This window comes from Micromonospora sp. Llam0 (genome assembly GCF_003751085.1).
Classification (GTDB): domain Bacteria; phylum Actinomycetota; class Actinomycetes; order Mycobacteriales; family Micromonosporaceae; genus Micromonospora_E.
Map to the genome: position 1 here is coordinate 4,632,780 of NZ_RJJY01000001.1, position 25,392 is coordinate 4,658,171.

The following is a 25,392-nucleotide window of genomic DNA, read 5'->3' on the forward strand; positions in this document are numbered from 1 at the left end:
CCAGCCTAGGTCGCCGCCCGGATCAGCTGATCGGGAAGTCCTCGCCGAGGACGGTTCGCAGCCGCTGCAACGCCCGCATGCTGCACATCTTCACCGCCGAGGTGGTGATGCCGAGGATCTCGGCGACGGTCTGCACGCTCTGGTCCTCCCAGTACCGCAGCACCAGCACCGCCCGGTCGCGCACCGGAAACTCCGCCAGTGCCTGCAGCAACGCCACCTGCAGCTCGGTCGAGCCGCCAGCGGCCGGCCGGGCCGCCGGCTCGGGCGGTTCGGCGAGCACCACCTCGGTGCGGCTGCGCCGCGTCATCGCGTCGGAGACCGCGTTGATCAGGACCCGACGGCTGTACGCGTCCAGGTTCGCCGTGGGCCAGATCCGGTTCCACGAGGCGTACATCCGGGTGAAGGTGATCTGGGTGAGGTCCTGCGCGAGATGCCAGTCCCGGCACATCAGGTACGCGACGCGACGCAGCCGGGGGGCCGCGTCGACGACGAACGCGGTGAACGCCTCGTCCCCGGCCACCCGTTGCTGTCGGCGGGCGGCTGACCAGCGGGCCAGCGGGCCGCCGACGCGCTCAGACCTCGTCGGCGCCGGCTCCGCTGGTAGATCCGCAGCGACCGGCGCTGCGACCCGAACGCCACTCACTCGTCCACCTGCTTGTCCGTGCCGTACAGGCAGAACCAGCCGGTGACCGTCTCGACGCCGGGCATCGCCTGTAGTCCGCCGCTGACCTGCTGGTACGCCGATGGGTCCGGCAAGGTGATCCGGAAGGACTCTGGCAACTGGTCTGGGGTCACCTTCTCCATCAGGTCGGGATGATCGAGCAGAACGGCAGGATCGTCCCGGTACCGCCGCATGAACCGCTGGTAGGCGTCCTGCCGGCTCTCAAACACCACCGACCCAACCTGCGGATCGGACCGCAGCGCCGCGTCGACAGCGCGCCGCTGCTCGGCAGTCACGTCAACGCTCAGGTAGACGGCGGCGTCGGTCGCCATGTCAGCCGTGGTGGGACGCACCAGTTCGCAGCCGGGTGCGGCCGACGGCATCGCCACCTGCGCCGGCACCGGGGCCGGTGCGTCCCGGACGGGTGCTGCCAGGCCGGCCGCGACGGCGGCGAGGACGGTCACGGCGACGGCGGTACCGCCGATGGTGAGGCGTCGGCGTCGACGTAGTCGGCTCCCGCCGGCCATGGCCGCTCGGGCCAGGTCGTCCGGTGGCACCGGTGGTGCCGGTTCGTTGTCGAGCGCCCGGTCGAAGTACGTCCGCAACTGTTCCATGCAGAAGTAGACCGGTTGACGCGGCGGACCGGTCACGGCCGGGAGATGGTGATCTGGAGATCGATCCGGTCCGGCGGGTCGTGCGTATTTGTGGGTGTCCGGTGGTACGGATATCGTGCTGAGTCCGGTCCGGCAGGGCGCGCCGCCTGGCCGACTACCAGGAAGGCCTGAACTTGTCCTCCGCCACGAACTCCGCCCCGGCCACCGCTGACGACGTGACGGACCAGGACGCCACAGCAGAGACTGCTGACCAGACGGCAGCGGCGGAGGACGGAACGGCACCGCCGACCGACGGTTGGCGACGTCGGGTACGGCGTACCGCCCGATGGTCGGCCGACGCGCTGGCGGTCGTCGGCGTGCTGGCCGCGATGACTCTGCCGTACCAGCTGGATCTGGTGGTCCCGGTCGCGTTCGCCCGCATTCCAGTCGAGGCGCTCGTCGCCGCCGCGCTGCTGCTGGTGCTGCCGGGCCGGGTCCGCACCCCGGTGGCTGCCGCGCTCGGCGCGCTGCTCGGCGTACTGATCACGCTGAAGGTCGCCGACATCGGTTTCTTCTCGGTGCTGGACCGGCCGTTCGACCCGGTCCTGGACTGGGGTCTGCTGGCCGACGGGTACCGGTTCGTCGACGCCTCCTACGGCCGGGCCGCAGCGGTCGGCGCGGCGGTCGGCACCGTCGTGCTCACGATCGGGGTGCTGACGCTGATGGTCGCCGCGACGCTGCGGCTGGCCCGGCTGTTGGCCACGCACCGGCGGATCGGCGGCGGTACGGTCGGCGCGCTGACCGCCGGCTGGCTGGTGTTCGCCCTGCTCGGCACGCAGGTGGTGGTCTACCAGGACGAGTGGCGCACGATCGGGCTGCCGGTCGCCGACCGGGCGACCGCCCGGCTGGCCTACGACCACACCATGCAGATCGGCGCGAGCCTGCAGGACCGGCAGGAGTTCGCCGAGCTGGCGGCGGTCGACGCGTTCCGGGACGTGCCCGACGACGAACTGCTGACCGCGCTGCGCGGCAAGGACGTGCTGCTGGCGTTCGTGGAGAGCTACGGCCGGGACGCGGTCGCCCACCCCGACTTCAGCCCGCTGATCGGCGACCTGCTCGACGACGGTACGCAGCGGCTGGCAGCGCAGGGTTACCAGTCGCGCAGTGCGTTCCTCACCTCGTCGACGGTCGGGGGCAGCAGTTGGCTGGCGCACGCCAGCACCCTGTCCGGGCTGTGGGTGGACAACCAGCAGCGCTACCGCAGCCTGGTGACCAGTGACCGGCTGACGCTGACCCGGGCGTTCGGTCGCGCCGGCTGGCGGGTCGCCGGCTTCTTCCCCGGCAACTCGCGGGCCTGGCCGGAGGGGGCGTTCTTCGGCTACGACCAGGTCTACGACTCGCGCAACATGGGGTACGCGGGCGACAGGTTCAACTTCGCCTCCATCCCTGACCAGTACGTACTGTCGGCGTTCGACCGGTTCGAGCGGCGGGACAACGACCAGCCGGTGATGGCCGAGGTGGCGTTGCTGTCCAGCCACGCGCCGTGGACCCCGCTGCCGCAGCTGGTCAACTGGAACACGGTCCGCGACGGCTCGGTCTTCGACCGGGAGGCGATGGCCGCCGGCCAGGACAACCGGTCTGCGGAGGACGGGTTACGCAGCGACTACCCGAAGGCGGTGGCGTACTCGTTGAGCACGATCATCTCCTTTATCGAGTCGCAGGGCGACGACGACCTGGTGGTGGTCTTCCTCGGCGACCACCAGCCGGCGCCGGTGGTGACCGGTCCGGCGGCCAGCCACGACGTGCCGGTCACCATCGTCACCAGTGACCAGGCGGTCCTCGACCGGGTCGCCGGCTGGGACTGGCAGGAGGGGCTGCGCCCCGGTCCGCAGGCCCCGGTGTGGCAGATGGATTCGTTCCGGGACCGGTTCCTGGTCGCCTTCGGGTAGGCCGGCTCCGCTCATCACGGGCAGGCTCCGCTCGTCACGTGAGCCGAGCTCGCGGACCGGCCATCATGCACCGTCTCAGCCGTACGGCTGATGGCTGTACCCGCTGCTCGGGGCCTAGCGTCGACTCTCGACCCTTGAGAGCCACGGCCCTTCGGCCAGGACACCCCTGGCCGTTCGGGTCGTGGTTCGTCACGGACTCCCGAGGAGACATTTTGAGGAAGCCCTCGACGAGGCGCCACTCGTCGCCGAACAGTCGTCCGCAGCCACCGCCCGGGACCGGCCGGTCCGGCAACCGCCGACTGGTCGCCCTGCTCGTCGCCGTCGTCGCGGCGGCGCTGCTGCCGGCCGTCGGCCCGACCACGGCCGCCAGCGCCGCGCCGCAGGAAGGTACGCCGATCGCCGGCACCCCGTGGGCCGTGCTCGACGACGTACCGACGGCCAGCCGGTCCGGTCGCGCGCCGGACATCCAGGCGCACCGGTTCGCGGCGTACACCCTGGACCGGGAAGTGATCGCCGCCCAGCTGGACCGGGCTCCGGACGAGTCGGACCGGGCCGCCGCGACGGCACCGCTGGTGCTGGCCGTGCCGGACCCGGACGGCGCGGTGCAACGGTTCGCGGTGGTCGACTCTCCGGTGATGCAGGACGGGCTCGCCGCCCGGCACCCGGACATCCGGACGTACGCCGGCACCGGTGTCGACGACCCGACGGCGACCATCCGGGCCGACCTGACCCCGCTCGGCTTCCACGCCTCGGTCCGCTCGTCGGCCGGGTCCTGGTACGTCGATCCGTACCACCGTGACCAGACCGTCTACGCCAGCTACCACGCCGGTGACCTGGTCAACCGGCACGGCCCGCTGACCGAGCGGGGCGACGTCGACGCCGGCGCCGAGCAGATCGGCGCGGAGATCGACCAGGCGCAGGCCGACGACCCGGCCGGGTCGCTGGTCAAGCTGCGCACCTACCGGCTGGCGTTCCTCACCGACCCGTCGTACGCCGACTACTTCGGCGCGGCGAACGTGACCGCTGCCAAGGTGACGCTGGTCAACCGGGTCACCCAGATCTACGAGGACGAGACCGCGATCCGGCTCGTGCTGATCAGCGACACCGACAAGACCAACCTGAACACCGTCGCGGCGGCCACCGGACCGGACGGGCCGTGCGGGTCCGCGCCGTGCTTCTCCGAGGCGCAGCTGACCGGCTGTTCCGGCGCGACGCTCAACCGCAACCGGATCGTGCTGGGCCAACTGGTCGGGGCGAGCAGCTACGACGTCGGGCACATCGGCTTCGGTCTGCCCGGCGGTGGGGTCGCCGGGCTGGGGGTGGCCGGCGGCGACGGCAAGGCGCGCGGCTGTACCGGCCTGCCGAACCCGATCGGCGACTTCTACGCCGTCGACTACGTGGCGCACGAGATCGGCCACCAGTTCGCCGGTAACCACACCTTCAACGGCACCCAGTGGAACTGTTCCGGCGGCAACCGCAGCGCCACCAACTCGTACGAGCCGGGCAGTGGTTCGTCGATCATGGCGTATGCGGGCATCTGCCAGCAGGACAACCTGCAGCCGCACACCGACCCGTACTGGTCGCAGCGCAGCTACCACGAGATCACCACGTTCGTGAACTCGACCCGGCCGGCGATCAACGAGGTGCAGACGGTGTCGCTGCGCGGTTTCGACACCGACGGCGACGCGTTCACGATCGCCTACGACGGGCAGTCGTCGGCGCCGATCGTCCGCGGGGTCAACTACACCACCGCCGGCATCGAGGCGGCGATCGAGGCGCTCACCGGCTGGCCGGCCGGCGCGACGGTCAGCGTCGCGGCGTTCGGCGGCGTCGGTGCGCTCACCGACGCCGGTTTCCAGGTGACGTTCGACGGCGGCGCGGTGGCCCGGACCAACGTACTGCCGCTCGGGTTGGCCGACCTCGACGGTGCCGCCGGTTTCGTCGGCGAGACCGCCAAGGGCGGTCCGGTCGACAACGGCGGCTGGCGGGTCGCCGAGACCACCAACCACGCGCCGGTGGTGACCGTGCCGGACCAGTTCACCGTCCCGGTGCGGACCCCGTTCGCGTTGACCGGCAGCGCCACCGACGCCGACGGTGACGCCCTGACCTATCTGTGGGAGCAGAACGACCGCGGTGGCATCGCCGGAGTCAGCAACGCCGGTACCGCGTTGACCGACAACGTCAAGACCAACGGCCCGCTGTTCCGGGTGTTCGGCACGGCGGCGCTGGTCGGCCCGGACGACACCGAGCAGTACTACTCCCCCGGGTTGAACGTGGTCGACGACGACCCGACCCGGGTCTTCCCGGACATGGCGCAGATCCTGGCCGGCAACACCAACGCGGTGACCGGGGCCTGCCCGGCCGCGCCGGCACCGCCGGCCAGCGGCAGCGCGTCGAACCTGCCGCAGGCGCTGGTCGACTGCTACTCGGAGTTCCTGCCGACCGCCGACTGGGTGGGCTACGACAACGACCGGACCATGCATTTCAAGCTGACCGCCCGCGATGGTCGGATCGGCGGCGGCGGGGTCGGCAGTGCCGAGACGACGCTGGTGCTGGCCCCGCAGGCGGGCCCGTTCCTGGTCACCTCGCAGTCGGAGCCGTCGTTCTACCTGGGCGACTCCCGGCAGGAGATCACCTGGGACGTGGCCGGCACCGACGCGGCGCCGGTGAACGCGGCGCAGGTGCGGATCTCGCTGTCGACCGACGGGGCGAAGACGTTCCCGTACGTGTTGGCCGAGGCGGTGCCGAACGACGGTCGCGCCGTGGTGCGGATGCCGAACATAGACACCACCACCGGTCGGATCAGGATCGAGGCGGTCGGCAACGTCTTCTTTGACGTCAACGATGCCGACATCCGCATCGACCGGGTGCGGCCGGCGCGGTACTCCATCTACGACGGGGACACCCTGGTGCACCCGGCACCCGGTGCCGACGAGGCAGCGGTCCTGCTGCGGACCATCGTGGCCGTAGACGAGGGCGACGTACGCGGCACCCGGGTCTCCTTCACCTCCGGTGACACCGCACTGTGCCACGCCGAGGTACGGTCGGCGGTGCACGACAGCGACAGCGACACCATCATCGGGTCGGCCAGCTGCGAGGCCACCCTGCCGATCGGCGAACATGTGGTGACCAATACCCTGAGCGGGCGGTACACCGGGTCCAGCAGCTCGACGATGACCGTCGCCCCGACCACCGGTTGGAGCGTCGACGGGGTCGGCTACCTGCGTAGCCCGCAGACCGACGGTGTCTACCCGCTCGACCCGGACCACCGGCTCGAGTTCGACTTCGACGGGCGGTTCGGCAACGGTGGAAACCTGGCCGGCAAGGTGCTGGTGGGCTACCGCAGCGGGGACAAGCGGTACAAGTTCCAGGGCTCGACGCTGGAGGCATTGGGCTTCTGGTCGACGGCCGGGATACCGCAAGCGTATCTGCGCTACCAGGTCACCCTGTACGACCTGTCCACCCCGCAGCAGCCGGTACCGGTCGCGACCGACCTCACCCTGCAGATGGAGGTGTCCGATGCGGGGTACGGCCGCCAGGACTCCATCGCGATCACCATCTGGGACGGTGACCTGCTGATGTTCTCGTCGTGGTGGACCGGCCACGGCTCCAACCGGCGCGAGCCGACCGGGGCCCCCGGCAACATCGTCATCGGCTGACCGTCGGTCGGTCCCGGTGGGGGCGTCGGGCATGGTGCCCGACGCCCCCACCGGTTTCTGGTCGGACCCGGCCGGCGTCAGCGGTGGCGGACAGCGTGCAGCACCGCGTCGTGGACGGTCACCCGGTTGCCGTCCGGGTCGGTCGCCGACCGGGGCACCGTCTCGGCCCGTACGCTGGCCCACTCCTGCGGGTACAGCACCGCCGCCACCTGCTCGGCGGTGAACAGCAGGTCCCGCATCCGGGGCCGGCGCAGCCCCGGCACGTCCAGGTCGGACGGGTGGTGGCCGACGATCAGCAGGGTGCCGCCGGGGCGTACCGCCGCCGCGAGCCGGCGGTGCAGCATCGCCCGGTCCGGGTCCGGCAGGTGCATGAACTGGGCGGTGACCAGGTCGAACCGGGCCGTACCCGGATCCCAGGTCCGAAGGTCGGCCGGCTGCCAGGTGAGCCGTTTCGCCACGTCGTCGCCGGCCGTCGCCGCCTGCTCGGCACCGCGCCGCAGCGCCACCGCCGAGACGTCGACGGCGGTCACCGACCAGCCCTGGCCGGCCAGCCAGATCGCGTCGGCACCCTCCCCGGCACCGACGTCGCAGGCGGTGCCCGCCGGCAGCCTGTCAACGACGGCGACCAGTTGCGGGTTCGGGTTGCCGCTCCACACCCGGTCGACGGAGCCGTAGCGTTCGTCCCAGAACACCTGGCTGATCATGGCGGCCACATCCGCCGGCCCGTGGTGCACCGGCAGGCCGGAGTCGTCCTCGCCGGCGGCGGCGGCCCGGTGCCGGCGTACCGCGTCGGCGGTGTCCTCCTCGGCCAGGTCGCCGTTGACCGCCGCAGCCGCCATCGTGCCGGCCGCAGCCGCCGCCATCACCTGGGCGAACGGGTTGGTCAGGTTGCCGGCGGCCCAGACTCCCGGCACCGGGGTACGCCCGGTCGGATCCGCCTCGACCTGTTCGGCCATCCCGCTCGGATGCCTGGTCACCGGCACACCCAGCTTGGTCAGCAGCCGGTCGTCGACCCGCAGCCGGGAGGCGACGGTCACCGCCGACCGGGGCACCACGGTCCCGTCGGCCAGCCGCACCCCGGTGAGCCGGTCGTCGGTCACCTCCAGCCCGACGACCTCGCCCGGCACCACCCGGACACCACGGGCCGCCAACTGCTCGGACTGCTCGTCGGTGAGGTCGACACCGGTGTGGGTGAACAGCACCAGGTCCGAGGTCCACTGCCGGAACAGCTGCACCTGGTGCAGCGCCATCTCGCCGGTGCCGAGCACGCCGACCGGCTGGTCCCGGATCTCCCATCCGTGGCAGTACGGGCAGTGCAGCACGTCGTGTCCCCAGCGGTCCCGCAGTCCGGGGATGTCGGGCAGTTCGTCGACCACGCCGGTGGCGAACAGCAGCCGCCGGGCGGCCACCGTACGGCCGTCGGCCAGCCGGACCTCGAATCCGCCGTCGACCCGCTCGACCGCCTCCGCCCGGCCGGGCAGCACCACGCCGCCGTACCGTTCGACCTCCTGCCGGCCGGCGGCGACCAGCCCGGCCGGGCTGATGCCGTCGCGGCTGAGGAAGCCGTGCACGCCGGCCGAGGGCGCGTTGCGGGGTTCACCCGCGTCGATCACGATCACCGCCCGCCGGGCCCGGGCCAGGGTCAGCGCCGCGCTCAACCCGGCGGCGCCGCCGCCGATCACCGCCACGGCGACCCGGTACGTGGGTCCCCCCACCTTGCTGTCAGCCATCCTGACCACCTCCGGCACCCACGATCCGCCGACGCCAGCGTAGCGGCAAACTTCCTTGCCGTTTTGGCAAACGCCGGTGGTCAGCAGGCTCCGAGGAGCTTCACCACCGGTCGTGGTGCAGGGCGTCGGTCACCGGTCGGCGCCGCCGCCAGCCGTGCCGCTCCAGGTCGGGCTCGTCGGCCAGCCGGCTGACCGGCCCGACGCAGAGCCAGGCCACCGGTCGGATGCCGGCCGGGATGGCGAGCAGGTCCCGCAGGAACGGCTCCCGGTAGAAGGAGACCCAGCCGACCCCGAGACCTTCCGCGGTGGCCGCCAGCCAGAGGTTCTGAATGGCCAGGCAGACCGAGTAGAGACCGGCGTCGGCGATGGCGTGCCGGCCGAGCACCGCCGGGCTGCCCCGCTGCGGGTCGTAGGTCACCACGATCGACAGGGTGGCCTCCCGTACCCCGTCGATCTTGATGTGCGCGAACCGGGCCGCGGCGACCGGGGCGAGGGTCTGCGCGAACGTCCGCCGTTCCTGCTGCACATGGGCGTGGAAGGCGTCCCGCGTCGCCGGATCGCGGACCAGCACGAAGTCCCACGGCTGGGTGAGGCCGACACTCGGCGCGGCGTGCGCGGCGGTCAGCACCCGGTGCAGCACCTCGTCCGGCACCGGCGCGCCGGTGAACTCGGCCCGCACGTCGCGGCGCCGATGGATGACGTCGTACAGGTCTATGGGCATCGCGTCCCATTGTCCCGCGCCGCGCCGGGAATCCGGTTGCCGGCCGGGGCCCGGCCTGATCGGATGGCGGCCATGCTGGTCAGACGGGAACGAGCCGGCGACGTCGCGGCGGTCCGGGCGGTGGTGGCGGCAGCCTTCACCCGGCCTGCGGAGCCCGACGACCGGCCGGAGACCGTGACCGAGACGCCGATCGAGGTCCGGCTGCTCGACGAGCTCCGCGCCGACCCGGGGTGGATCCCGGCGCTGTCGCTGGTCGCCGTCGACGGCCAGATCGACGCGGGCGAGGTCGTCGGGCACGTGGTCTGCACCCGGGGTCAACTCGACGGCCGGCCGGTGCTGGGCCTCGGCCCACTGGCGGTACGCCCGGACCGGCAACGCGCCGGCGTCGGCTCGGCGCTGATGCACGCGGTGCTCGCCGCCGCCGAAGCCCGCGACGAGACACTCGTCGCGCTGCTCGGCGAACCAGCGTACTACCGCCGGTTCGGGCTGCGGCCAGCCAGCGAGTTCGGCATCGTCGCGCCCGATCCGCAGTGGGGAGCCTACTTCCAGGCCCGTCCGCTGGGCGGCGCCGCGCCGACGCCGGGCCGGTTCCGCTACGCCGAACCGTTCGAGCGGCTCTGACCGCTCAGGTGTTCACTGGTCGGCGGGCCACCAGCAGGACGTGGGTGACCGGCCAGTCCATCGGACGACCATCCAGGGTGGACAGGGACGCGACCGGGGCGAGCCGGTGGTCGACGATCCAGTCGTTGCGCCACGCGCCGCTCGCCGGGTCGATCTCGAACCCGACGTCGGCCAGCAACGCCTTCCAGTCGGCGTACTCCAGTCCGCAGAACTGCTCGCGGGTCTCCGACAGCCAGTTGTCCGGGTAGTCCTTGCGGGTGAGGAAGTCCATCGCCGCGCCGAGCGTCGTCTCGACGACCTCCGGTGCCCCGTCGACCGGCCGATGATCGAACGGGAAGGCGAAGTCGACGGCGAACTGGTCCAGCCGGGCCCGGGTGGACAACCCGCGCAGGTACGCGGCGACTTCAGCCGGCGGGGCGGCGGCGAGGTCGGTCCGGGGTTGCGCCGGGTTCGCACCGTCGGCCGTCGACAGTCGCAGCCGCACCGGGCGGTCGGCACCGTCCGGGCCGCAGACATCGCTGTTGATCCACACCCCGCCGGGCACCGTGTGGTCGTAGATGGCCTGCACGAATCGGCGTACGGAGGCCATCCGCTCGCCGTACGACCAGATCTCGTGGGTCAACGCGAAGGTCAACGTGCTGTCCACCGAGCGGGGCGCGAAGACCGCCCCGCCCAGCACGTTGCGCTGGTAGAAGTAGACGTTCGGGTTGCTGAACGTCCCCTGGGCCTTCTTGTGCACGCACTCCTCGAACAGGTGCCGGGCCACCTCGACACCGATCAGGTCGCTCTCCCGCAGCGCCGGTTCCCGGTCGGCCAGCTCCAGTACCGCGCCGGCACCGCAGCCGATGTCGACGATCCGGCCGGGCCGCACGTACCGGCGTACCGCGTCCCACTTTCGCCGGGCGGCCTCCGCGAACGCCTCGGCGTAGCTGCGGTAGTCGCGGGTCGCGGTGAGCCCGCCCTCCGCACCGACCACCGGGTCGTCGACCACCGACCGGACGTGGCCTTCCAGCCCGTACCGGTCGAAGACGTCGACGCTCGCCGGGTGGGCCAGATCCCGCCAACTGTCGTCGCCGGCGGCCAGCCGCAGCAGCACGTCCCACGGGCGCGGCGGCGGGTCGACGTCGGCCTCCACCCCGGCCACCGGGAAGCCCAGCCGCCGGTACATCGCCGCCACCTCCGGGGTGGAGCAGGCCAGCACGGTGTCCGCCGGGGTCAGCTCCAGCCCGGTCACCGCCGCCACGGTCTTCACCGTCACCTCGGCGAACCGGTCGGTGGCCGCGACGTCGAAGACCGGCGCCACCACCGAGCGCAGCCCGGTCAGGACGCTGAACCGCTCGATCGCGGCCTCCCGCCGGTGGTACGGCACCGGGTTGCGCCGGGTGTTGCCGTGGTTGGCCGACGTCACCGCCCAGACGACGGTGCACGGCCCGTCGGACGCCGCTGCCTCGCCGGCGGCCAGCCGGCTCAGATAGTCGGCCTGGAACCGGGTGAGAACGTGGTGCCGACCGGGAAAGAGCAGGTAGCGGGCCATGGCACGTTGATAGCCTACGGCCGCCGTGACCGGCCGGGCAGGGTCGCCACGGCCCAGGACCGGGGACGTCGACGCCCCAGGGAGGAGACAGGCACGGTGAACGCGAGCGCCCTGCTGGTGGAGACCTTCGACCGGCTGCCCGAGCTGGTCCACGCGGCGGTCGACGGGCTGAGCCCGGAGCAGCTGCGCTGGTCACCGGCGTCGGGCACGAACCCGATCGGCTGGCTGGTCTGGCACCTGACCCGGGTCCAGGACGACCATCTGGCCGAGGTGATCGGCGAGCCGCAGGTCTGGGTCGGCGACGGCTGGGCGCGCCGGTTCGGCCTGACCGCCGATCCGGCGGACACCGGGTACGGGCACAGCGCCGGGCAGGTGGCGGCGGTGGCGCCGGAGAACGCCGCCGCGCTGGTCGACTACTACACGGCGGTCGCCGACCGGACCCGGCGATTTCTGGTCGGCCTGACCGACGCCGACCTGGACCGGATCGTCGACGAGCGGTGGGACCCGCCGGTCACCCTCGGCGCGCGGCTGGTCAGCGTGGCCAACGACGACCTGCAGCACGTCGGTCAGGCCGGGTGGCTCCGAGGGCTGCTGAGCGCGACCGGCTGACCGCGACCGGCTACCCTTTTGACACGGTGTGCCGCAATAGGCATGCTGTGTCTCCGGCCCGGGGCATGCTCTGTCGCCCCGGCTCGCCGGAGCACCCGTGCAGAGGAGTCCCCTCATGTCCGTGCCAGTGTCGGAGAGCGCCACCACGCCGCAGCCCGCGCCGGTTCCGGCTGCCCGGCGCGGCGGCGACGCCGGGGCGTTCCTCCGCGAGTTCCTCCGGTCGCCCACCCGGATCGGTGCGGTCGCCCCCAGCTCACAGCGGTTGGCCGAGGCGATCACCGCGCCGATTCCGGAACGCGGCGACCCGGTCGTCGTCGAGCTCGGGCCCGGCACCGGCGCCTTCACCGGGGTGATCCAGCGGCGGCTCGGCGGCCGGGGTCGGCACCTGGCGATCGAGCTCAGCCCGGCCCTCGCCGACCTGCTGGCCGGCCGGCACCCGCAGGTCGAGGTGATCGTCGGCAACGCCGCCGACTGCCGGGCCCTGGTGGCCGGGCGGGGCCTGGCCACCGCCGATGTGGTGGTCAGCGGGCTGCCGTGGGTCTCCTTCCCCCATGATCTGCAGCTGTCCGCCCTCGGCGCGGTGTGCGACGTGCTGGGACCGGACGGGGCGTTCACCACGTTCGCGTACGTGCTGACCGCGCAGACCCCGCCGGCCCGTCGGTTCCGGCAACTGCTGCGGGACCGGTTCGAGGAAGTGGTGATGGGGCGTACGGTGCTCGGCAACCTGCCGCCGGCCTTCGTCTACCACGCCCGCCGGCCGCGCCGCTGACCCTCTTCCCGGCCGCGCCGCTGACCGCTGAACCACTCGCCCGTTGGGCGTCAGCCGGACTCGGCGAACCGCTCCACGTCGTCGATCCTGCCCAGCACCAGGACGATGTCGCCGTACATCAGCACGGTGTCCGGGGTGGCGTAGGTGAACCTGGCGTCCGGGCCCCGTGCCTCGCTCTTCACCGCCACCACCGTCACCCCGTACCGGGACCGGACCCGCGACTCGCGCAACGGCACGCTGACCGCGTCCTGCGGCGGAGTCGTCTTGACCATCGCGAAGTCCCGGTCGACCTCCACGTAGTCCAACAGCCGCCCGGTCAGCAGATGGGCGACCCGCTCGCCCATGTCGTGCTCCGGCAGGATCACGTGATGGGCGCCGACCCGTTCCAGGATCCGGCCGTGCTGCCGGCTGATCGCCTTCGCCCAGATGTCCGCCACGCCGAGCTCGGCGAGCAGCGAGGTGGCCAGGATGCTGGCCTGGATGTCGGTGCCGATGCCGACCACCGCCCGGTGGAACTCGTTCACCCCGAGCTGGCGCAGCGCCTCGACGTCGGTGGCGTCGGCGGTGGCCAGGTGCGGCAACTGCCCGCTGTAGCCCTGGGTGGTCCGGGCATCGCCGTCGATACCGAGCACCTCGGTGCCCCGGTTGTTCAGTTCGACGGCGAGCGCCCCGCCGAATCGGCCGAGCCCGATCACCACCACCGGTTCGTTGCGTGAGTCAGCCAACGATGATCCTCTCCTCCGGAAGTTCGTAGCGCCGGCCCCGTTCCCGCAGCGCGAGTGCCGACGCCACGGTCAACGGCCCGATCCGGCCCATGAACATCAACACGATCAGCAGGACGTCGGCCGCTGGTGGCAGGCCGGCGGTGATGCCGGTGGACAGCCCGACGGTGCCGAACGCCGAGACGACCTCGAACAGCACCTGGTCGAGCGGGTACCGGGTCATGGCGAGCAGGGTGAAGGTGGCCACCGCCACCGCGCCGAGGGACAGCAGCAGCACCGCGAGCGCCTGCCGCTGGTTGCCCTCCGGCACCCGACGGGAGCCGACGTTGACCCGGGTCTCGCCGCGCATCTCGGCCCACAGCACGAAGGCCAGCAGGCCGACCGTGGTCACCTTGACCCCGCCGGCGGTGCCGGCGCTGCCGCCGCCGATGAACATCAGGATGTCGCTGAGCAGCAGGCTCTCCGGCCGCATGGCGGCGATGTCCACGCTGTTGAACCCGGCGGTACGGGTCATCACCGAGGCGAAGAAGCCGGCCAGCACCTTGTGCACGCCGTCGAGTGGGCCGAACGTCGCCGGGTTGCGCAGCTCGACCAGGGTGAAAACGATGGTGCCGAGGGTCAGCAGGCTGGCCGTCAGCACCACGGTGATCCGGGTCAGCACCGACCAGAGCCGGGGACGGTGCCAGCACCGGAGCAGTTCGAAGACCACCGGGAAGCCGAGTCCACCGACGACAACCGCCAAGGCGACGGTGGTGGTGATCCAGGGATCGGCGACGAAACGCATCAGGCTGTCGGCGTACAGGGCGAAGCCGGCGTTGTTGAACGCCGAAACCGCGTGGAACACCCCGTGGTACGCGGCCCGACCCCACGGGTAGTCGTAGCCGACCGCGAACCGTACGGTCAGCACCACCGCGACCACGAACTCACTGGCCAGGCTGAACAGCACGATGTTGCGTACCACCCGGCGGACGTCGCGCAGGCTCAGCGTCTTGGTCTCCGCCTGGGCGAGGAACCGGGCCCGCAGGCCGAGCCGGCGGGACAGCAGTACGGTGAACAGCGTCGCCAGGGTCATGATGCCCAGTCCGCCGATCTGGATCAGGCCCATGATCACCAGCTGGCCGAACGCCGACCAGTGACCGGCCGTGTCGACCACCACCAGCCCGGTCACGCAGACCGCGGAGGTCGCGGTGAACAGGGCGTCGATCAGCGGCGGCGAGGCACCGGACCGGCTCGCCGCCGGCAGCATGAGCAGCGCCGTACCGAGCGCGATGGCGGCAGCGAACCCGCCGGCGATCACCTGGGCCGGGTGCTGGAACCGGTCGGCGCCGCGCCGCCACATCGGTACCCGCCACCGGCGGCGCCGGCCGGCCGGCGCGGACCGCCGACCGCCGGGCCGGATGCCGAGCCAGCGCTCGGACCGACGGTCGGCCGAGGTCGCGGCGGGGCCGGTGGCGGGCCCGTTGCCGCCATCAGGCAGCCTGTCGGGCATGTCTCTCCAGGATCCGGGGCCCGGCCCCCACCGCGAGGACCGAACCGCCAGGTGGGAGCGCCAGACAGCGGCCGGGTTGACCGTACTCGCCGTGGCGTTCCTCGTCGTCTATGCCGCGCCCATTCTCTACCCGCAGATGCCCGCGCGGTGGCGTGCCGTGTGTGTCGCTGCCAACATCGTGATCTGGGCACTCTTCTGGATCGACTACCTCGTCCGGCTGCGGCTGGCCGGCGACCGGTGGCGGTTCGTCCGCGCCAACCTGTTCGACCTGATCGTGCTGCTGCTGCCTATTCTCCGGCCGCTGCGGATGCTCCGGCTGGTCACCGCGGTGCTCCTGCTGACCCGGCGCACCGAGGTCTGGGCGCGTGGCCGGCTGGCGCTCTACGTCGGCTCCACCACGGTGCTGCTGGTGATCGTCTCCGCGCTGGCGGTGCTGGACGCCGAACGCAGCCACCCGGACGGTGCGATCAACACCTATCCGGACGCGCTGTGGTGGTCGGTGGTCACCATCACCACCGTCGGCTACGGCGACTACTACCCGATCACCAGCACCGGCCGGTTCGTCGCGTTGGCGCTGATGATCGGCGGTATCGGCCTGATCGGTTTCGTCACCGGATCGCTGGCCAGCTGGATCGTGGAACGCATCTCCGCAGCGGGCGAGGCCGACGCCGCGAAGTCGCCGGCGACCCGCGCCGACGTCGTCGCGCTCACCGAGGAACTCGCCGCGCTGCGGGCCGAGGTGGCCGGGTTGCGGGCCGACCGCCGGTCCGGCACCGTGCTGCCCGACCCACGGCCGGCCGACCGGGCCGGTTGACGCCTCGTCGGCGGGCGGCGGCAGTCGGCGGGCAGAGTCAGGCCCGCACCTGCGGCAGTACGTCGGTCGCCACCTCGGCCAGCACCCGCTCGTCGCCGGCGTACCAACTGCTCCGGCGCGGCCAGTGGGTGATCACGTCGGTGAAGCCGAGCGCGGCGGCCCGACCGACCGCGTCGGCGAAGACGTCGGCGCTGGTCAGCGAGAAGACCGGTGCCGAGTCCAGCGACAGGTACCGGCGCAGGCTGCCGGAGTCCCGCCCGGCCCGGTCCAACGCCGCGTCGCACCGCTGCGCCAACTGGGCCACCGAGGCCCACCAGGCGGCCAGGTCGTCGAAGACGGTGCCGGTGGTCACCCAGCCGGCCCCGTACCGTGCGACCAGGTCCAACGACCGGGGTCCGTTTGCGGCCAGGACGAACGGCACCCGGGGCCGCTGCCGGCAGCCGGGCGTGCTGCGGGCATCCACCGCCTGGAAGTACCGGCCCTGCCAGGTCACCCGGTCGGTGCGCAGCAGCAGGTCGAGCAGCTCGACGAACTCGGCGTACCGGTCGACCCGGGCGCGCGGCGGCAACGGCCCGGCGCCGAGCACCGTGGCGTCGAACCCGAGCCCGCCCGCGCCGACCCCGAGCAGCAGCCGGCCGGCGGAGATGTCGTCCAACGCGGTGACCTCGCGGGCGAAGTGCACCGGGTGCCGGAAGTTCGGCGAGGCGACCAGGGTGCCGAGCGGGATCCGGGAGGTGACCGACGCGGCGGCGGCCAGCGTCGGGACCGCGTCGAACCACGGCCCGTCGACCAGGTCCCGCCACCCCAGATGATCGTAGGTCCAGGCGTGGTCGAAGCCCCACTCCTCGGCCTGGCGCCAGCGGCGCGACGTCACCGACCACGGCTCGTCCGGCAAAATCACGATCCCTACCCGCACGGTCGACACCCTACGCCCGGATGCCGTCAGACCAGACGCCCCGGTCAGGCCCGGCTGGCCGGTCAGGCCGCCGGGTGTGCCGGTCAGGCCGGCTGGCGTTCCCTGCGGTGGATGTCCATCCGGCCGCGACCGAACGCGTCGATGCGGCCCCACCTGCCAGGAATGTCCAACAGTTCGATCCGGCCCATGCTGATCGGCAACGCCGGATCGATGACCAGGTGCTCGCCCTGCGGTTCCAGGCCGAGCAGGGTCCGCAGCAGCAGCAGCGTGGCCCCGGTCGACCAGGCCTGCGGGCTGCAGGAGGTCGGATACTCCACCGGATACTTGGTCAACGCCCGGTCGTAGCCGCCGAACGCCTCCGGCAACCGGCCGTTGAAGTACTGCGCGGCGTTGATGATCCCGTCGGCGATCCGGGCCGACTCCTCGACGAAGCCGTACCGGCGCAGCCCCCAGGCGATGAACGAGTTGTCGAACGGCCAGACCGTGCCGACGTGGTAGCCGATCGGGTTGAACCGGCCCTCCCCCTCCGCGAGGGTCCGCACCCCCCAGCCGGAGAACAGCCGGGGACTGAGTAGATGCCTGGCGACGCTCTTCGCCCTGTCGTCGTTGACGATGCCGCTCCACAGCAGATGTCCGGTGTTCGACGACAGCGCGTCGACCTGACCGCCCTCCGGGTCCAGCGCGAGCGCGAAGTACCCCCCGTCCTCCACCCAGTAGTCCCGGTTGAAGCGGGCCTTCAGATCGGCCGCCTCCCGCTCCAACTGGTCGGCGTACCCCGGGTCGTGCCAGATCTCGCGGGCCAGCCGGGCAGCGCGTCGCTTCGCGTCGTACGCGTACCCCTGCAGTTCGCAGGTCGCCCGGGGAAAGCCGGGCAGCCGGCCGTTCCGGTAGCAGATCGCGTCCCAGGAGTCCTTCCAGCACTGGTTCTCCAGGCCGGTTTCCGCGTTGCGCCGCTCGTACCACAGGTAGCCGTTGTTGAGCAGGTCACCGTAGGTGTCGATCCAGCGCAGCGCCTGCCGGGTCTCGGTCTCCAAAGTCCGGACCAGCTCGACGTCCCCGCTCCACCGCTCGTACTCGTCGAGCAGCACGACGAACAGCGGGGTCGAGTCGGCCGCGCCGAAGTACGGGGTGTGCGGCTGTTCCTCGAAGGCCGACGACTCGCCGTACCGGATCTCGTGCAGGATCTTGCCCGGTTCCTCGTCCCGGAAGTCATCGAGTTTGCTGCCCTGCAGCGCGCCGAGCAGCCGCAACGTCGCCGCTGCCAGCTCCGGCGCGAACGGCAGTGCCTGCAGGCTGGTGAAGATGCTGTCCCGACCGAACATCGTGGCGAACCAGGGCACACCGGCAGCCGGCACCGACTGCCCGGCCAGCGACAGCGGGGTGTAGCGCAGCGCGGCCAGGTCCACCAGACTCCGCCGGTACGTCGACGCGAGCGGCTCGCATTCGCAGGCCAGCCGGGGTGCCCGGGCGATCCACTCGTCCAGTTCCCGGCGCATCTCCGGCTTGGCCCGGTCGAAGTGCTGGCCGAGCAGACCCTCCCGCAGGTCCCGCCCGTCCGGACCGATCGCGGTGGTCTTCACCTTGATGTGGGTGATCCACTTACCGTGCGGCTCGATGACGATGGTGAAGCTGAGCCCGTGCTCGTCGATCTCCGCCGGCTCGCTGCTGGAGATGATCGTCTCCCGGTGGAAGCTCTCCCGCTGGTAGCCGAGCCGCAGGCAGTCCCGGTCGACGTGGGCGTAGTGCTTGCCGACCTTGTGCCGGACGTCCTTGATCTCGAACAGGTCGGCGAAGTCGCTGCCCGCCTCCAGCCGGACGTTCAGCTCCATCGGCTCCTGGGCGTGGTTGAGGATGGTGATCTCCTCGTCGAAGCTCCCGCCCACCCAGCGTTGCCGGATCACCGACATCTCGGCGTCGACGTAGTGGGTCGGCTCGCCGGGAACCAGGAAGAACCGCGCCTCGAAGTACTGCAGGTCGTCGACCGACAGCGAGGACAGCCGCTCACCGTCGATGGTCAGCTGCCACTTCGACAGGAACCGGGTGTCGAACGAGAAGAGCCCGGTGGGCGCCGCCGGGGAGGCGTCGATGTCGCCCTGACTGTCGCTGACCACGAAGGTGTTGCCGTCCAGGATGCTGACCATGCCCTCGGTCATTGCTCAGTCCTCTCCCGCCGGGCGAACGCGCGTGGGTCGTGGGATCCGGGCGGGCCGGGCATCATCCGCTCGATCAGGATCAGCAGACGAAGGTCGCCGAGCACCATGATCTGTCCCCGGAGCATCGCCGCCATCGGATTGATCTCGCCCCGGGCCAGCCCTTCGAAGACCTCCTGATCGGTACGCAGCACGCTCTCCGCGTCGCGCTGCTCGCGCACCAGGCTGGCCCGGCCGTCGTCGAAGCTGACGAACCAGTAGTCCACCTGTTCGTCGTGTGCCAGGTCGAACCGCACCGTCCCGGAGATCTGCCGCAGCAGCGACGCGTTCTCCTTCCGGCCGAGGCGCTCGAAGAACTCCCGCGTCGCCGGCATCGGCTCCCGCGTCGAGACGGCCCGTGTGGTCTGCGCCCGCTGCGTCGTCTGCGGCATCATCCGCTCCCTCCACCCACTGGCAGGGTCGCGGCCGATCGGGTGGTACGGCATCGCCCGTACCGGGTGAAGCCGGCCCGGGTGAAGCCGGCCCGGGAATCAGTCGGCGGAGATGCCGTACGCGGTCCAGCCCCGGTCGCGGAACCCGGCGGCCGAGGCCACCTTCGCCGACGAGGCGTTGCCCACCGCGTGCAGGTAGGTGGGGACGGCGCCGCCGTCGAGTACCCGACGGGCGGCCTGGGCGACCAGCCGGCGGGCCAGACCACGACCGCGCGCCGCCGGTACGGTGCCGACCGCGATCTCCTGGCCGTGCGCGTCGTGCCGCTTCAGCCCGACCCCGGCCAGGAACGTCCCGTCGGCATCCCGGGCGACCAGCACCGGGTTGGTGAACTGCCGCAGCCAGGGCGGCAACGACTCGTCAGCGGAGTCGATCCAGTCCCCGGCGTCGGGCAGCGGTGCCGGCGCCAGACAGTACCGGAACACGGTGCGCTGCGCCCGCCAGCCGGGACGGCCGACCGCGGTGGGCAACTTGGCCAGCAGATCGGTCAGCGGCAGGTCGGTCAACGCGCGTACCGCCTCGACCTTGTCCGGAGGCACGGACAGCACCGCGCCGCCGGGCGCCCCGACGCCGACCACCGGGTGGGGTCGGCCGTCCCAACCCGGTCGGACCCGCCGCTCCGAGCCGACCACCTGCAACGCCCGCCCGGCCGGCCACTGGCCCAACCAGCTGACCAGATGGTGGTAGAGACGCTTGTCCAGCATCCTGCCTGCCTCCTGCCGTACGGGACGGCCCGCGCGCCCGCCCTGATGGAGAAGCCGTTCACCCGCCCGGAAACGCCGCTGTCCGGAAACGCCGCTGTCTACCCTGCCGAAAGTATGCAGCTTTTCCGGCCGATGTGATCAGTTGGCCGAAGATGTGCGAACCAGTGTCCGGATCTGGCGCAGCAGCACCGACAATGCGGCGAGGTCGGCCGGTGAATGGGCGAAGTCCTCCATCGCCCGCCGTACCCGGGCCACCGCGCTGGCGTTGTCCTGCTCCCACTGTTCGGCCCGGTCCTGCACCGCCAGCGCGGCCGGGGTGGAGGTGAGCACCTCGACGGTGAGCGCCGCCAGCGCGGCGTACAGGTCGTAGCGCAGCGCGGTGCGGGCCAGCGTCTGCCACCGGTCCCCCCGGGGCAGCAGCGAGATCTTGCTCAGCAGCCAGTCGACCCGGAACCGTTCGGAGAGCATGAAGTACACCGAGGCGACCTCGGTGACGTCACAGCCGGTGTCGGCGGCGGTCTCCACCACGTCGAGCAGCCCGAAGCTGTACATGATCCGGGTGGCCCGGTCGGCGAGATCCGGCGGCAGGCCGCGACCGGTCATGGTGTCGACGTGGGCCCGCAGCGACTCCCGCTCGTCGCCCCGGAAGTAGCCGCCCAGCTCCGGCAGCAGCCGCGACACCCCGTCGCGCAGCCGGGCGGTCTCCCCCGGCACGTCCAGCGGGGACTTGCGGTTGGTGACCAGCCAGCGGACCGCCCGGTCCAGCAGCCGCCGGCTCTCCAGGTAGACCGAGACCTGCGCCGCGGTGCCGACCACGTTGTCCAGCGCGTCGATGTCGGCCCACAGGTTGTCGAGCCCGAACACGTCACGGACCACCACGTAGGCCCGCAGGACGTCGGCGGCCGACGCCCCGGTCTCCTCCATCGTCCGGTAGACGAAGGACATGCCGCCCCGGTTGACCGCCTCGTTGACCAGGCTGGTCACCACGATTTCCCGGCGCAGTCGGTGGTCGGTCATCCGGGCGGCGTACCGCTCGCGCAGCGGGGTCGGGAAGTAGTCGGCCAGCACCCGGTCGGTCCACGCCTCGTCGGGCAGCCCGTCGGTTAGCACCTGCCCCTCGATGGAGATCTTGGTGTAGGCGAGCAGCACCGCGAACTCGGGCAGGGTCAGCCCGTCCGCGCCGGCGCGGATCCGCTCGGCCAGATCCTCATCGGACGGCAGCGCCTCCAACTCCCGGTCGAGCTGCCCGGACTGTTCCAGATCGGTGATCATCCGCCGGTGCACCGGCAGCAGTGGACGCGCCTGGGCGCAGGCGTTGGCCAGGGCCCGCGCCTGGTCGTAGTTGTCCCGCAGCACCAGCGCGGCGACCTCGTCGGTCATCTCGGCGAGCAGGGCGTCACGCTGCGGCACGGTCAGCTCCCCGTCGGCGACCGCGCCGCCCAGCAGGATCTTGATGTTGACCTCGTGGTCGGAGCAGTCCACGCCGGCCGAGTTGTCGATGAAGTCGGTGTAGATCCGCCCGCCGGCGGCCGCGTACTCGATCCGGCCCCGCTGGGTGAGCCCCAGGTTGCCGCCCTCGCCGACCACCTTCGCCCGCACCGACCGGCCGTCGACCCGGATCGCGTCGTTGGCCTTGTCGCCGGCGTCGGCGTGCGACTCGCCGGAGGCCTTGACGTAGGTGCCGATGCCGCCGTTGAACAGCAGGTCCACCGGGGCGCGCAGGATCGCCCGGATCAGCTCCGGCGGGGAGAGCAGGTCGACCCCGTCGTCGAGGCCGAGCGCCGCGCGGACCTGCCGGCTGACCGGCACCGACTTGGCGGTACGCGGGTACACGCCACCGCCGGCCGAAATCAGCCCGGTGTCGTAGTCGGCCCACGACGACCGGGGCAGGTCGAACAACCGCCGCCGCCCGGCGTACGAGGTGGCCGGGTCCGGGTCCGGGTCGAGGAAGATGTGCCGGTGGTCGAAGGCGGCGACCAGCCGGGTGTGTTCGGACAGCAGCATGCCGTTGCCGAACACGTCACCGGACATGTCGCCGATGCCGACCACCGTGAAGTCCTGCCGCTGGACGTCCACCCCCAGGTCACGGAAGTGCCGCTTGACCGACTCCCAGGCGCCCCGCGCGGTGATGCCCATCTTTTTGTGGTCGTAGCCGGCCGAGCCGCCGGAGGCGAACGCGTCGCCCATCCAGAAACCCCGGGAGATCGAGATCGCGTTGGCCACGTCGGAGAAGGTCGCGGTGCCCTTGTCGGCGGCGACCACCAGGTACGGGTCGTCGCCGTCGTGGCGGACCACCCGCTGCGGCGGCACGATCCGCCCGGTGACGATGTTGTCGGTGACGTCCAGCAGACCGGAGATGAACTGCTGGTAGCAGGCCACCCCCTCGGCCTGGGCCGCCTCCCGGTCCGGTGGCTCGGCCGCCGCCCGACCGCGCGCCGTACCGCCGGGCTGTTTGACCACGAAGCCGCCCTTGGCGCCGACCGGCACGATCACCGCGTTCTTCACCATCTGCGCCTTGACCAGGCCGAGCACCTCGGTGCGGAAGTCCTCCCGCCGGTCCGACCAGCGCAGCCCGCCCCGGGCGACCTCACCGAAGCGCAGGTGCACGCCCTCGAACCGGGGCGAGTAGACGAAGATCTCGTACGCCGGCCGGGGTGCCGGCAGGTCCGGGACGGCCTGCGGGTCGAGTTTGATCGCCACGTACGGGACCGGGCGGCCGTCGGAGCCCCGCTGGTAGAAGTTGGTCCGCAGGGTGGCCAGGATCAGCGTCAGGTAGCTGCGCAGGATCCGGTCCTGGTCGAGGCTGTCCACCTCGTCGAACTGGCGGCCGATCACGGCGACCAGCTCCTGACCGCGCCGGCGGCGGCGCTCGTCGTCGACGTCGGGCCCCGGCGCGAACCGGGTCTCGAAGAGTTGGATCAGCAGCGCGGCGATCGTCGGGTAGGCGACGAAGGTGGACTCCATGTACTCCTGGGAGAAGACCGCGCCGGCCTGGCGCAGGTACTTCGCGTACGCCCGCAGCACCACCACCTGCCGCCAGGTCAGCCCGGCGCGCAGCACCAGCTCGTTGAGGCCGTCGATCTCCGCCTCACCGCGCCAGGCCGCCGAGAACGCGTTCTCCACGTGCGGCCGGACCTCGGCCATCGCCCGGGCGCCGACCGGCAGCCGCAGCCCGAAGTCGTACAGGTAGATCCGCTGGTCGGCCCGGTCGATCTCGTACGGCCGTTCGTCGATCACCTGCACGCCGAGCGAGTGCAGCACCGGCAGCACATCGGACAGCACCATCGGTTCGCCGTACCGGTAGACCTTGAACCGCACGTCCCGCTCGTCGACCCCGGTGCCGCCGGGTGGCCGGAACAGGTGCATCTCCAGCTGGCCGGGCTCCTCCAGCAGCTCCAGCTTGGCCAGGTCCTGCACCGCCTCGTACGCGGTGTGCTCCTCCTTGTACCCCTCCGGGTAGGCGTCGGCGTACCGCCGGTGCAGCGACTTGGCCGACTCGTCGCCCAGCTTGCGTTCCAGCACCAGCCGGAAGTCGTCCTCCCACAGCCGGGTGGCCTCGGCGAGCAGTTCGGCGAGCCGGTCCGGGTCCAGCTCGGCGGGCGGCGACGCCGGGTCGGTACGCACGATGAAGTGCACCCGGGCCAGCATCGACTCGGTGACCCGGGTGGTGTAGTCGACGCCGACGCCGTTGAGCTCGCGCAGCAGGATCTGCTGCATCCGCAGCCGGTTGTGCGTGGTGAACCGGTCCCGGGGCAGGTAGATCAGGCAGGACAGGAACCGCCCGTACCCGTCGGAGCGCAGGAACAGCCGCAGCTGCCGGCGGCCGGCCATCCGCAGCACCCCGAGTACGGCGTGGTAGAGGTCGTCGGTGCGGATCTGGAACAGCTCGTCGCGCGGGTAGGTCTCCAGGATCTGCAGCAGGTCCTTGCCGGAGTGGCTGCGCGGGCTGAGACCGGAGCGCTCCAGCACTTCGGCGACCTTGCGCCGGACCACCGGCAACTCCTGCACGCTGGTCCGGTACGCGGCGGTGGAGAACAGCCCGAGGAACCGGCGCTCGCCGACCACCGCCCCGGCCGGGTCGAAGACCTTGACGCCGACGTAGTCGAGGTAGGCGGCCCGGTGCACGGTGGCCCGCGAGTTGGCCTTGGTGATGATCAGCAGCCGCTGCTCCAGCGCCTTCGCCGCCGCCTGCGGGGTCATCGAGGTGAGCGGGCGCGGCCTGGTCTGGTCCTGGCGCAGGATGCCGAGCCCGGAACCGAGCACCGCGACCAGCGCCTTGTCCCCGTCTCCGCTGTCGACCAGCCGGTACTCCCGGTAGCCGAGGAAGGTGAAGTGGTCGTCGGCCAGCCAGCGCAGCAGTTCGACCGAGTCGGTGAGGTCCTTCTCCGGCACCGGCGGCGCGGCGGGTGACCCAGGCTCGGCCCGGTCGAGTTCGTCGGCCAGGGCCAGGGCGCGCTGGCGCATCCGGGGCCAGTCCTCCACCGCTTCCCGGACGTCGGTGAGGACCCGCTGCAGGTCGCGGTGCAGCCGGTCCAGGTCGCCGGCGATCCGGATCGGGTCGATCTCGATCCGGATCCAGCTCTCCACCAGGTCGCCGTCGATCGCATCGTCCGGCTCGACGTCGGCGGCCACCTCGGTGAGCTGGCCGAGTGGTTCGCGGCGGACCACCACCAGCGGGTGGACCAGCAGGTGGACGTCGAAGTGCCGCTCGGTGAGCAGCGCGGTCACCGAGTCGACCAGGAACGGCATGTCGTCGGTGACGATCTCGACGATCGTGTACGGCCGGCCGTCGCCGGGCGGGGTGAGCCGCAGCTTCAACTCGCCGGGCAGCCGGTGCCCGGCGAGCTCCCGATGCGCCCGGGCGGCGTCGAGCATCTCCTGCGGGCGGCAGCCGACCAGCTCCTCGTCGGCGGCGAACCGCCAGAACCGGTCCACCAGGGAGGCGGCGTCGTGGTCGGTGTCGGCCAGCGACACCGCCTGGGCGATCAGCCGCTCGGCGCTGGGCATCGGCTCGTCGTAGCCGGTGTCGTCGGTGTCGTCGACCACGGCGGCCAGCGCCGACTCCGGCGGCGCGAACGTCTGAAGGTCGAACACCTCGTCCGGATCCGGCTCGGACTGGCGGTGCGGCCCGGCGCTCTGCCGGCGACGCTGCCCGTCACCGCCCGAGGCCTGGCGTTTCGACTTCGTGACCGGACGGCGGTTCATTGGCGCAGACTCCCCTCGGCCCCACCACGCTGTGGGGTCAACCTCGGCCAAGCCTAT

18 protein-coding genes are annotated in these 25,392 nt (G+C 71.8%); 6 read left to right on the forward strand and 12 right to left on the reverse strand.

Going from position 1 to position 25,392, the window contains the following annotated elements:
* Positions 1-22: 22 nt before the first annotated feature.
* Both EDC02_RS20195 and EDC02_RS20200 read right to left on the reverse strand, forming a co-directional pair.
* A complete protein-coding gene (locus EDC02_RS20195; RefSeq protein WP_233606069.1) occupies positions 23-643 on the reverse strand; it encodes a SigE family RNA polymerase sigma factor in 621 nt (206 codons plus the stop codon).
* Complete coding sequence (locus EDC02_RS20200; RefSeq protein WP_123603315.1) at positions 640-1,311, reverse strand: permease-like cell division protein FtsX; 672 nt, start codon at positions 1,309-1,311, stop codon at positions 640-642. The genes EDC02_RS20195 and EDC02_RS20200 overlap by 4 nt, the downstream gene beginning before the upstream one ends.
* Positions 1,312-1,448: 137 nt before the next feature.
* Here EDC02_RS20200 and EDC02_RS20205 point away from each other — a divergent pair, with 137 nt between their 5' ends.
* Positions 1,449-3,203: a sulfatase-like hydrolase/transferase gene (locus EDC02_RS20205; RefSeq protein ID WP_123603316.1), complete on the forward strand. Its 1,755-nt coding sequence runs from the start codon at positions 1,449-1,451 to the stop codon at positions 3,201-3,203.
* A gap of 212 nt (positions 3,204-3,415) precedes the next feature.
* The gene (locus EDC02_RS20210) at positions 3,416-6,862 is read left to right on the forward strand and encodes a M12 family metallo-peptidase (protein ID WP_233606071.1); all 3,447 of its coding nucleotides are present in this window, start codon (positions 3,416-3,418) and stop codon (positions 6,860-6,862) included.
* Between the two features lie 77 nt (positions 6,863-6,939).
* Here the strand turns inward: EDC02_RS20210 and EDC02_RS20215 are convergent, their stop codons facing one another.
* Both EDC02_RS20215 and bluB read right to left on the reverse strand, forming a co-directional pair.
* The gene (locus EDC02_RS20215; RefSeq protein WP_123604971.1) at positions 6,940-8,592 is read right to left on the reverse strand and encodes an SAM-dependent methyltransferase; all 1,653 of its coding nucleotides are present in this window, start codon (positions 8,590-8,592) and stop codon (positions 6,940-6,942) included.
* Between the two features lie 100 nt (positions 8,593-8,692).
* On the reverse strand, positions 8,693-9,307 hold the full coding sequence (gene bluB / locus EDC02_RS20220) for a 5,6-dimethylbenzimidazole synthase (RefSeq protein ID WP_123604972.1): 615 nt from the start codon (positions 9,305-9,307) through the stop codon (positions 8,693-8,695).
* Between the two features lie 78 nt (positions 9,308-9,385).
* On the opposite strand from bluB, the gene EDC02_RS20225 reads away from it, so the two are divergent.
* Positions 9,386-9,934: a GNAT family N-acetyltransferase gene (locus EDC02_RS20225; RefSeq protein WP_123604973.1), complete on the forward strand. Its 549-nt coding sequence runs from the start codon at positions 9,386-9,388 to the stop codon at positions 9,932-9,934.
* 4 nt (positions 9,935-9,938) lie between these two features.
* Here EDC02_RS20225 and EDC02_RS20230 read toward each other — a convergent pair whose 3' ends face one another.
* Entirely contained in the window at positions 9,939-11,468 is a 1,530-nt protein-coding gene (locus EDC02_RS20230) for a class I SAM-dependent methyltransferase (protein ID WP_123603318.1), read from the reverse strand.
* A gap of 96 nt (positions 11,469-11,564) precedes the next feature.
* Here EDC02_RS20230 and EDC02_RS20235 point away from each other — a divergent pair, with 96 nt between their 5' ends.
* Positions 11,565-12,077, forward strand: a complete 513-nt coding sequence (locus EDC02_RS20235; protein WP_123603319.1) for a DinB family protein — start codon at positions 11,565-11,567, stop codon at positions 12,075-12,077.
* 115 nt (positions 12,078-12,192) lie between these two features.
* Positions 12,193-12,846: a class I SAM-dependent methyltransferase gene (locus EDC02_RS20240; RefSeq protein ID WP_199757703.1), complete on the forward strand. Its 654-nt coding sequence runs from the start codon at positions 12,193-12,195 to the stop codon at positions 12,844-12,846.
* Positions 12,847-12,896: 50 nt separating this feature from the next.
* Here EDC02_RS20240 and EDC02_RS20245 read toward each other — a convergent pair whose 3' ends face one another.
* Both EDC02_RS20245 and EDC02_RS20250 read right to left on the reverse strand, forming a co-directional pair.
* Positions 12,897-13,571, reverse strand: a complete 675-nt coding sequence (locus tag EDC02_RS20245) for a TrkA family potassium uptake protein (RefSeq protein ID WP_199757704.1) — start codon at positions 13,569-13,571, stop codon at positions 12,897-12,899.
* On the reverse strand, positions 13,564-15,057 hold the full coding sequence (locus EDC02_RS20250; protein WP_233606073.1) for a TrkH family potassium uptake protein: 1,494 nt from the start codon (positions 15,055-15,057) through the stop codon (positions 13,564-13,566). Before EDC02_RS20250 ends, EDC02_RS20245 begins: the two co-directional genes overlap by 8 nt.
* Here EDC02_RS20250 and EDC02_RS20255 point away from each other — a divergent pair.
* Complete coding sequence (locus EDC02_RS20255; RefSeq protein ID WP_123603321.1) at positions 15,056-15,871, forward strand: potassium channel family protein; 816 nt, start codon at positions 15,056-15,058, stop codon at positions 15,869-15,871. The two genes, EDC02_RS20250 and EDC02_RS20255, sit on opposite strands and share 2 nt — an antisense overlap.
* A gap of 37 nt (positions 15,872-15,908) precedes the next feature.
* Here EDC02_RS20255 and EDC02_RS20260 read toward each other — a convergent pair whose 3' ends face one another.
* From EDC02_RS20260 to EDC02_RS20280, 5 genes are all read right to left on the reverse strand, one after another.
* Positions 15,909-16,787: an LLM class flavin-dependent oxidoreductase gene (locus EDC02_RS20260; RefSeq protein ID WP_199757705.1), complete on the reverse strand. Its 879-nt coding sequence runs from the start codon at positions 16,785-16,787 to the stop codon at positions 15,909-15,911.
* 83 nt (positions 16,788-16,870) lie between these two features.
* Positions 16,871-18,940, reverse strand: coding sequence for a glycogen debranching N-terminal domain-containing protein (locus tag EDC02_RS20265; protein WP_123603322.1), 2,070 nt, complete (start codon positions 18,938-18,940; stop codon positions 16,871-16,873).
* Positions 18,937-19,371, reverse strand: a complete 435-nt coding sequence (locus EDC02_RS20270; RefSeq protein ID WP_158632249.1) for an SCP2 sterol-binding domain-containing protein — start codon at positions 19,369-19,371, stop codon at positions 18,937-18,939. Before EDC02_RS20270 ends, EDC02_RS20265 begins: the two co-directional genes overlap by 4 nt.
* 96 nt (positions 19,372-19,467) lie before the next feature.
* Entirely contained in the window at positions 19,468-20,130 is a 663-nt protein-coding gene (locus tag EDC02_RS20275; RefSeq protein ID WP_123603324.1) for a GNAT family N-acetyltransferase, read from the reverse strand.
* 138 nt (positions 20,131-20,268) lie between these two features.
* The gene (locus tag EDC02_RS20280) at positions 20,269-25,335 is read right to left on the reverse strand and encodes an NAD-glutamate dehydrogenase (RefSeq protein ID WP_123603325.1); all 5,067 of its coding nucleotides are present in this window, start codon (positions 25,333-25,335) and stop codon (positions 20,269-20,271) included.
* Positions 25,336-25,392: the final 57 nt, after the last annotated feature.

Coding starts and splice junctions, on each gene's coding strand:
- EDC02_RS20230 (WP_123603318.1), bottom strand. CDS start 11,468: ATGGCCCGCTACCTGCTCTTTCCCGGTCGGCACCACGTTCTCACCCGG.
- EDC02_RS20250 (WP_233606073.1), bottom strand. CDS start 15,057: ATGCCCGACAGGCTGCCTGATGGCGGCAACGGGCCCGCCACCGGCCCC.
- EDC02_RS20270 (WP_158632249.1), bottom strand. CDS start 19,371: ATGATGCCGCAGACGACGCAGCGGGCGCAGACCACACGGGCCGTCTCG.
- EDC02_RS20265 (WP_123603322.1), bottom strand. CDS start 18,940: ATGACCGAGGGCATGGTCAGCATCCTGGACGGCAACACCTTCGTGGTC.
- EDC02_RS20215 (WP_123604971.1), bottom strand. CDS start 8,592: ATGGCTGACAGCAAGGTGGGGGGACCCACGTACCGGGTCGCCGTGGCG.
- EDC02_RS20280 (WP_123603325.1), bottom strand. CDS start 25,335: ATGAACCGCCGTCCGGTCACGAAGTCGAAACGCCAGGCCTCGGGCGGT.
- EDC02_RS20240 (WP_199757703.1), top strand. CDS start 12,193: ATGTCCGTGCCAGTGTCGGAGAGCGCCACCACGCCGCAGCCCGCGCCG.
- EDC02_RS20225 (WP_123604973.1), top strand. CDS start 9,386: ATGCTGGTCAGACGGGAACGAGCCGGCGACGTCGCGGCGGTCCGGGCG.
- EDC02_RS20275 (WP_123603324.1), bottom strand. CDS start 20,130: ATGCTGGACAAGCGTCTCTACCACCATCTGGTCAGCTGGTTGGGCCAG.
- EDC02_RS20255 (WP_123603321.1), top strand. CDS start 15,056: ATGTCTCTCCAGGATCCGGGGCCCGGCCCCCACCGCGAGGACCGAACC.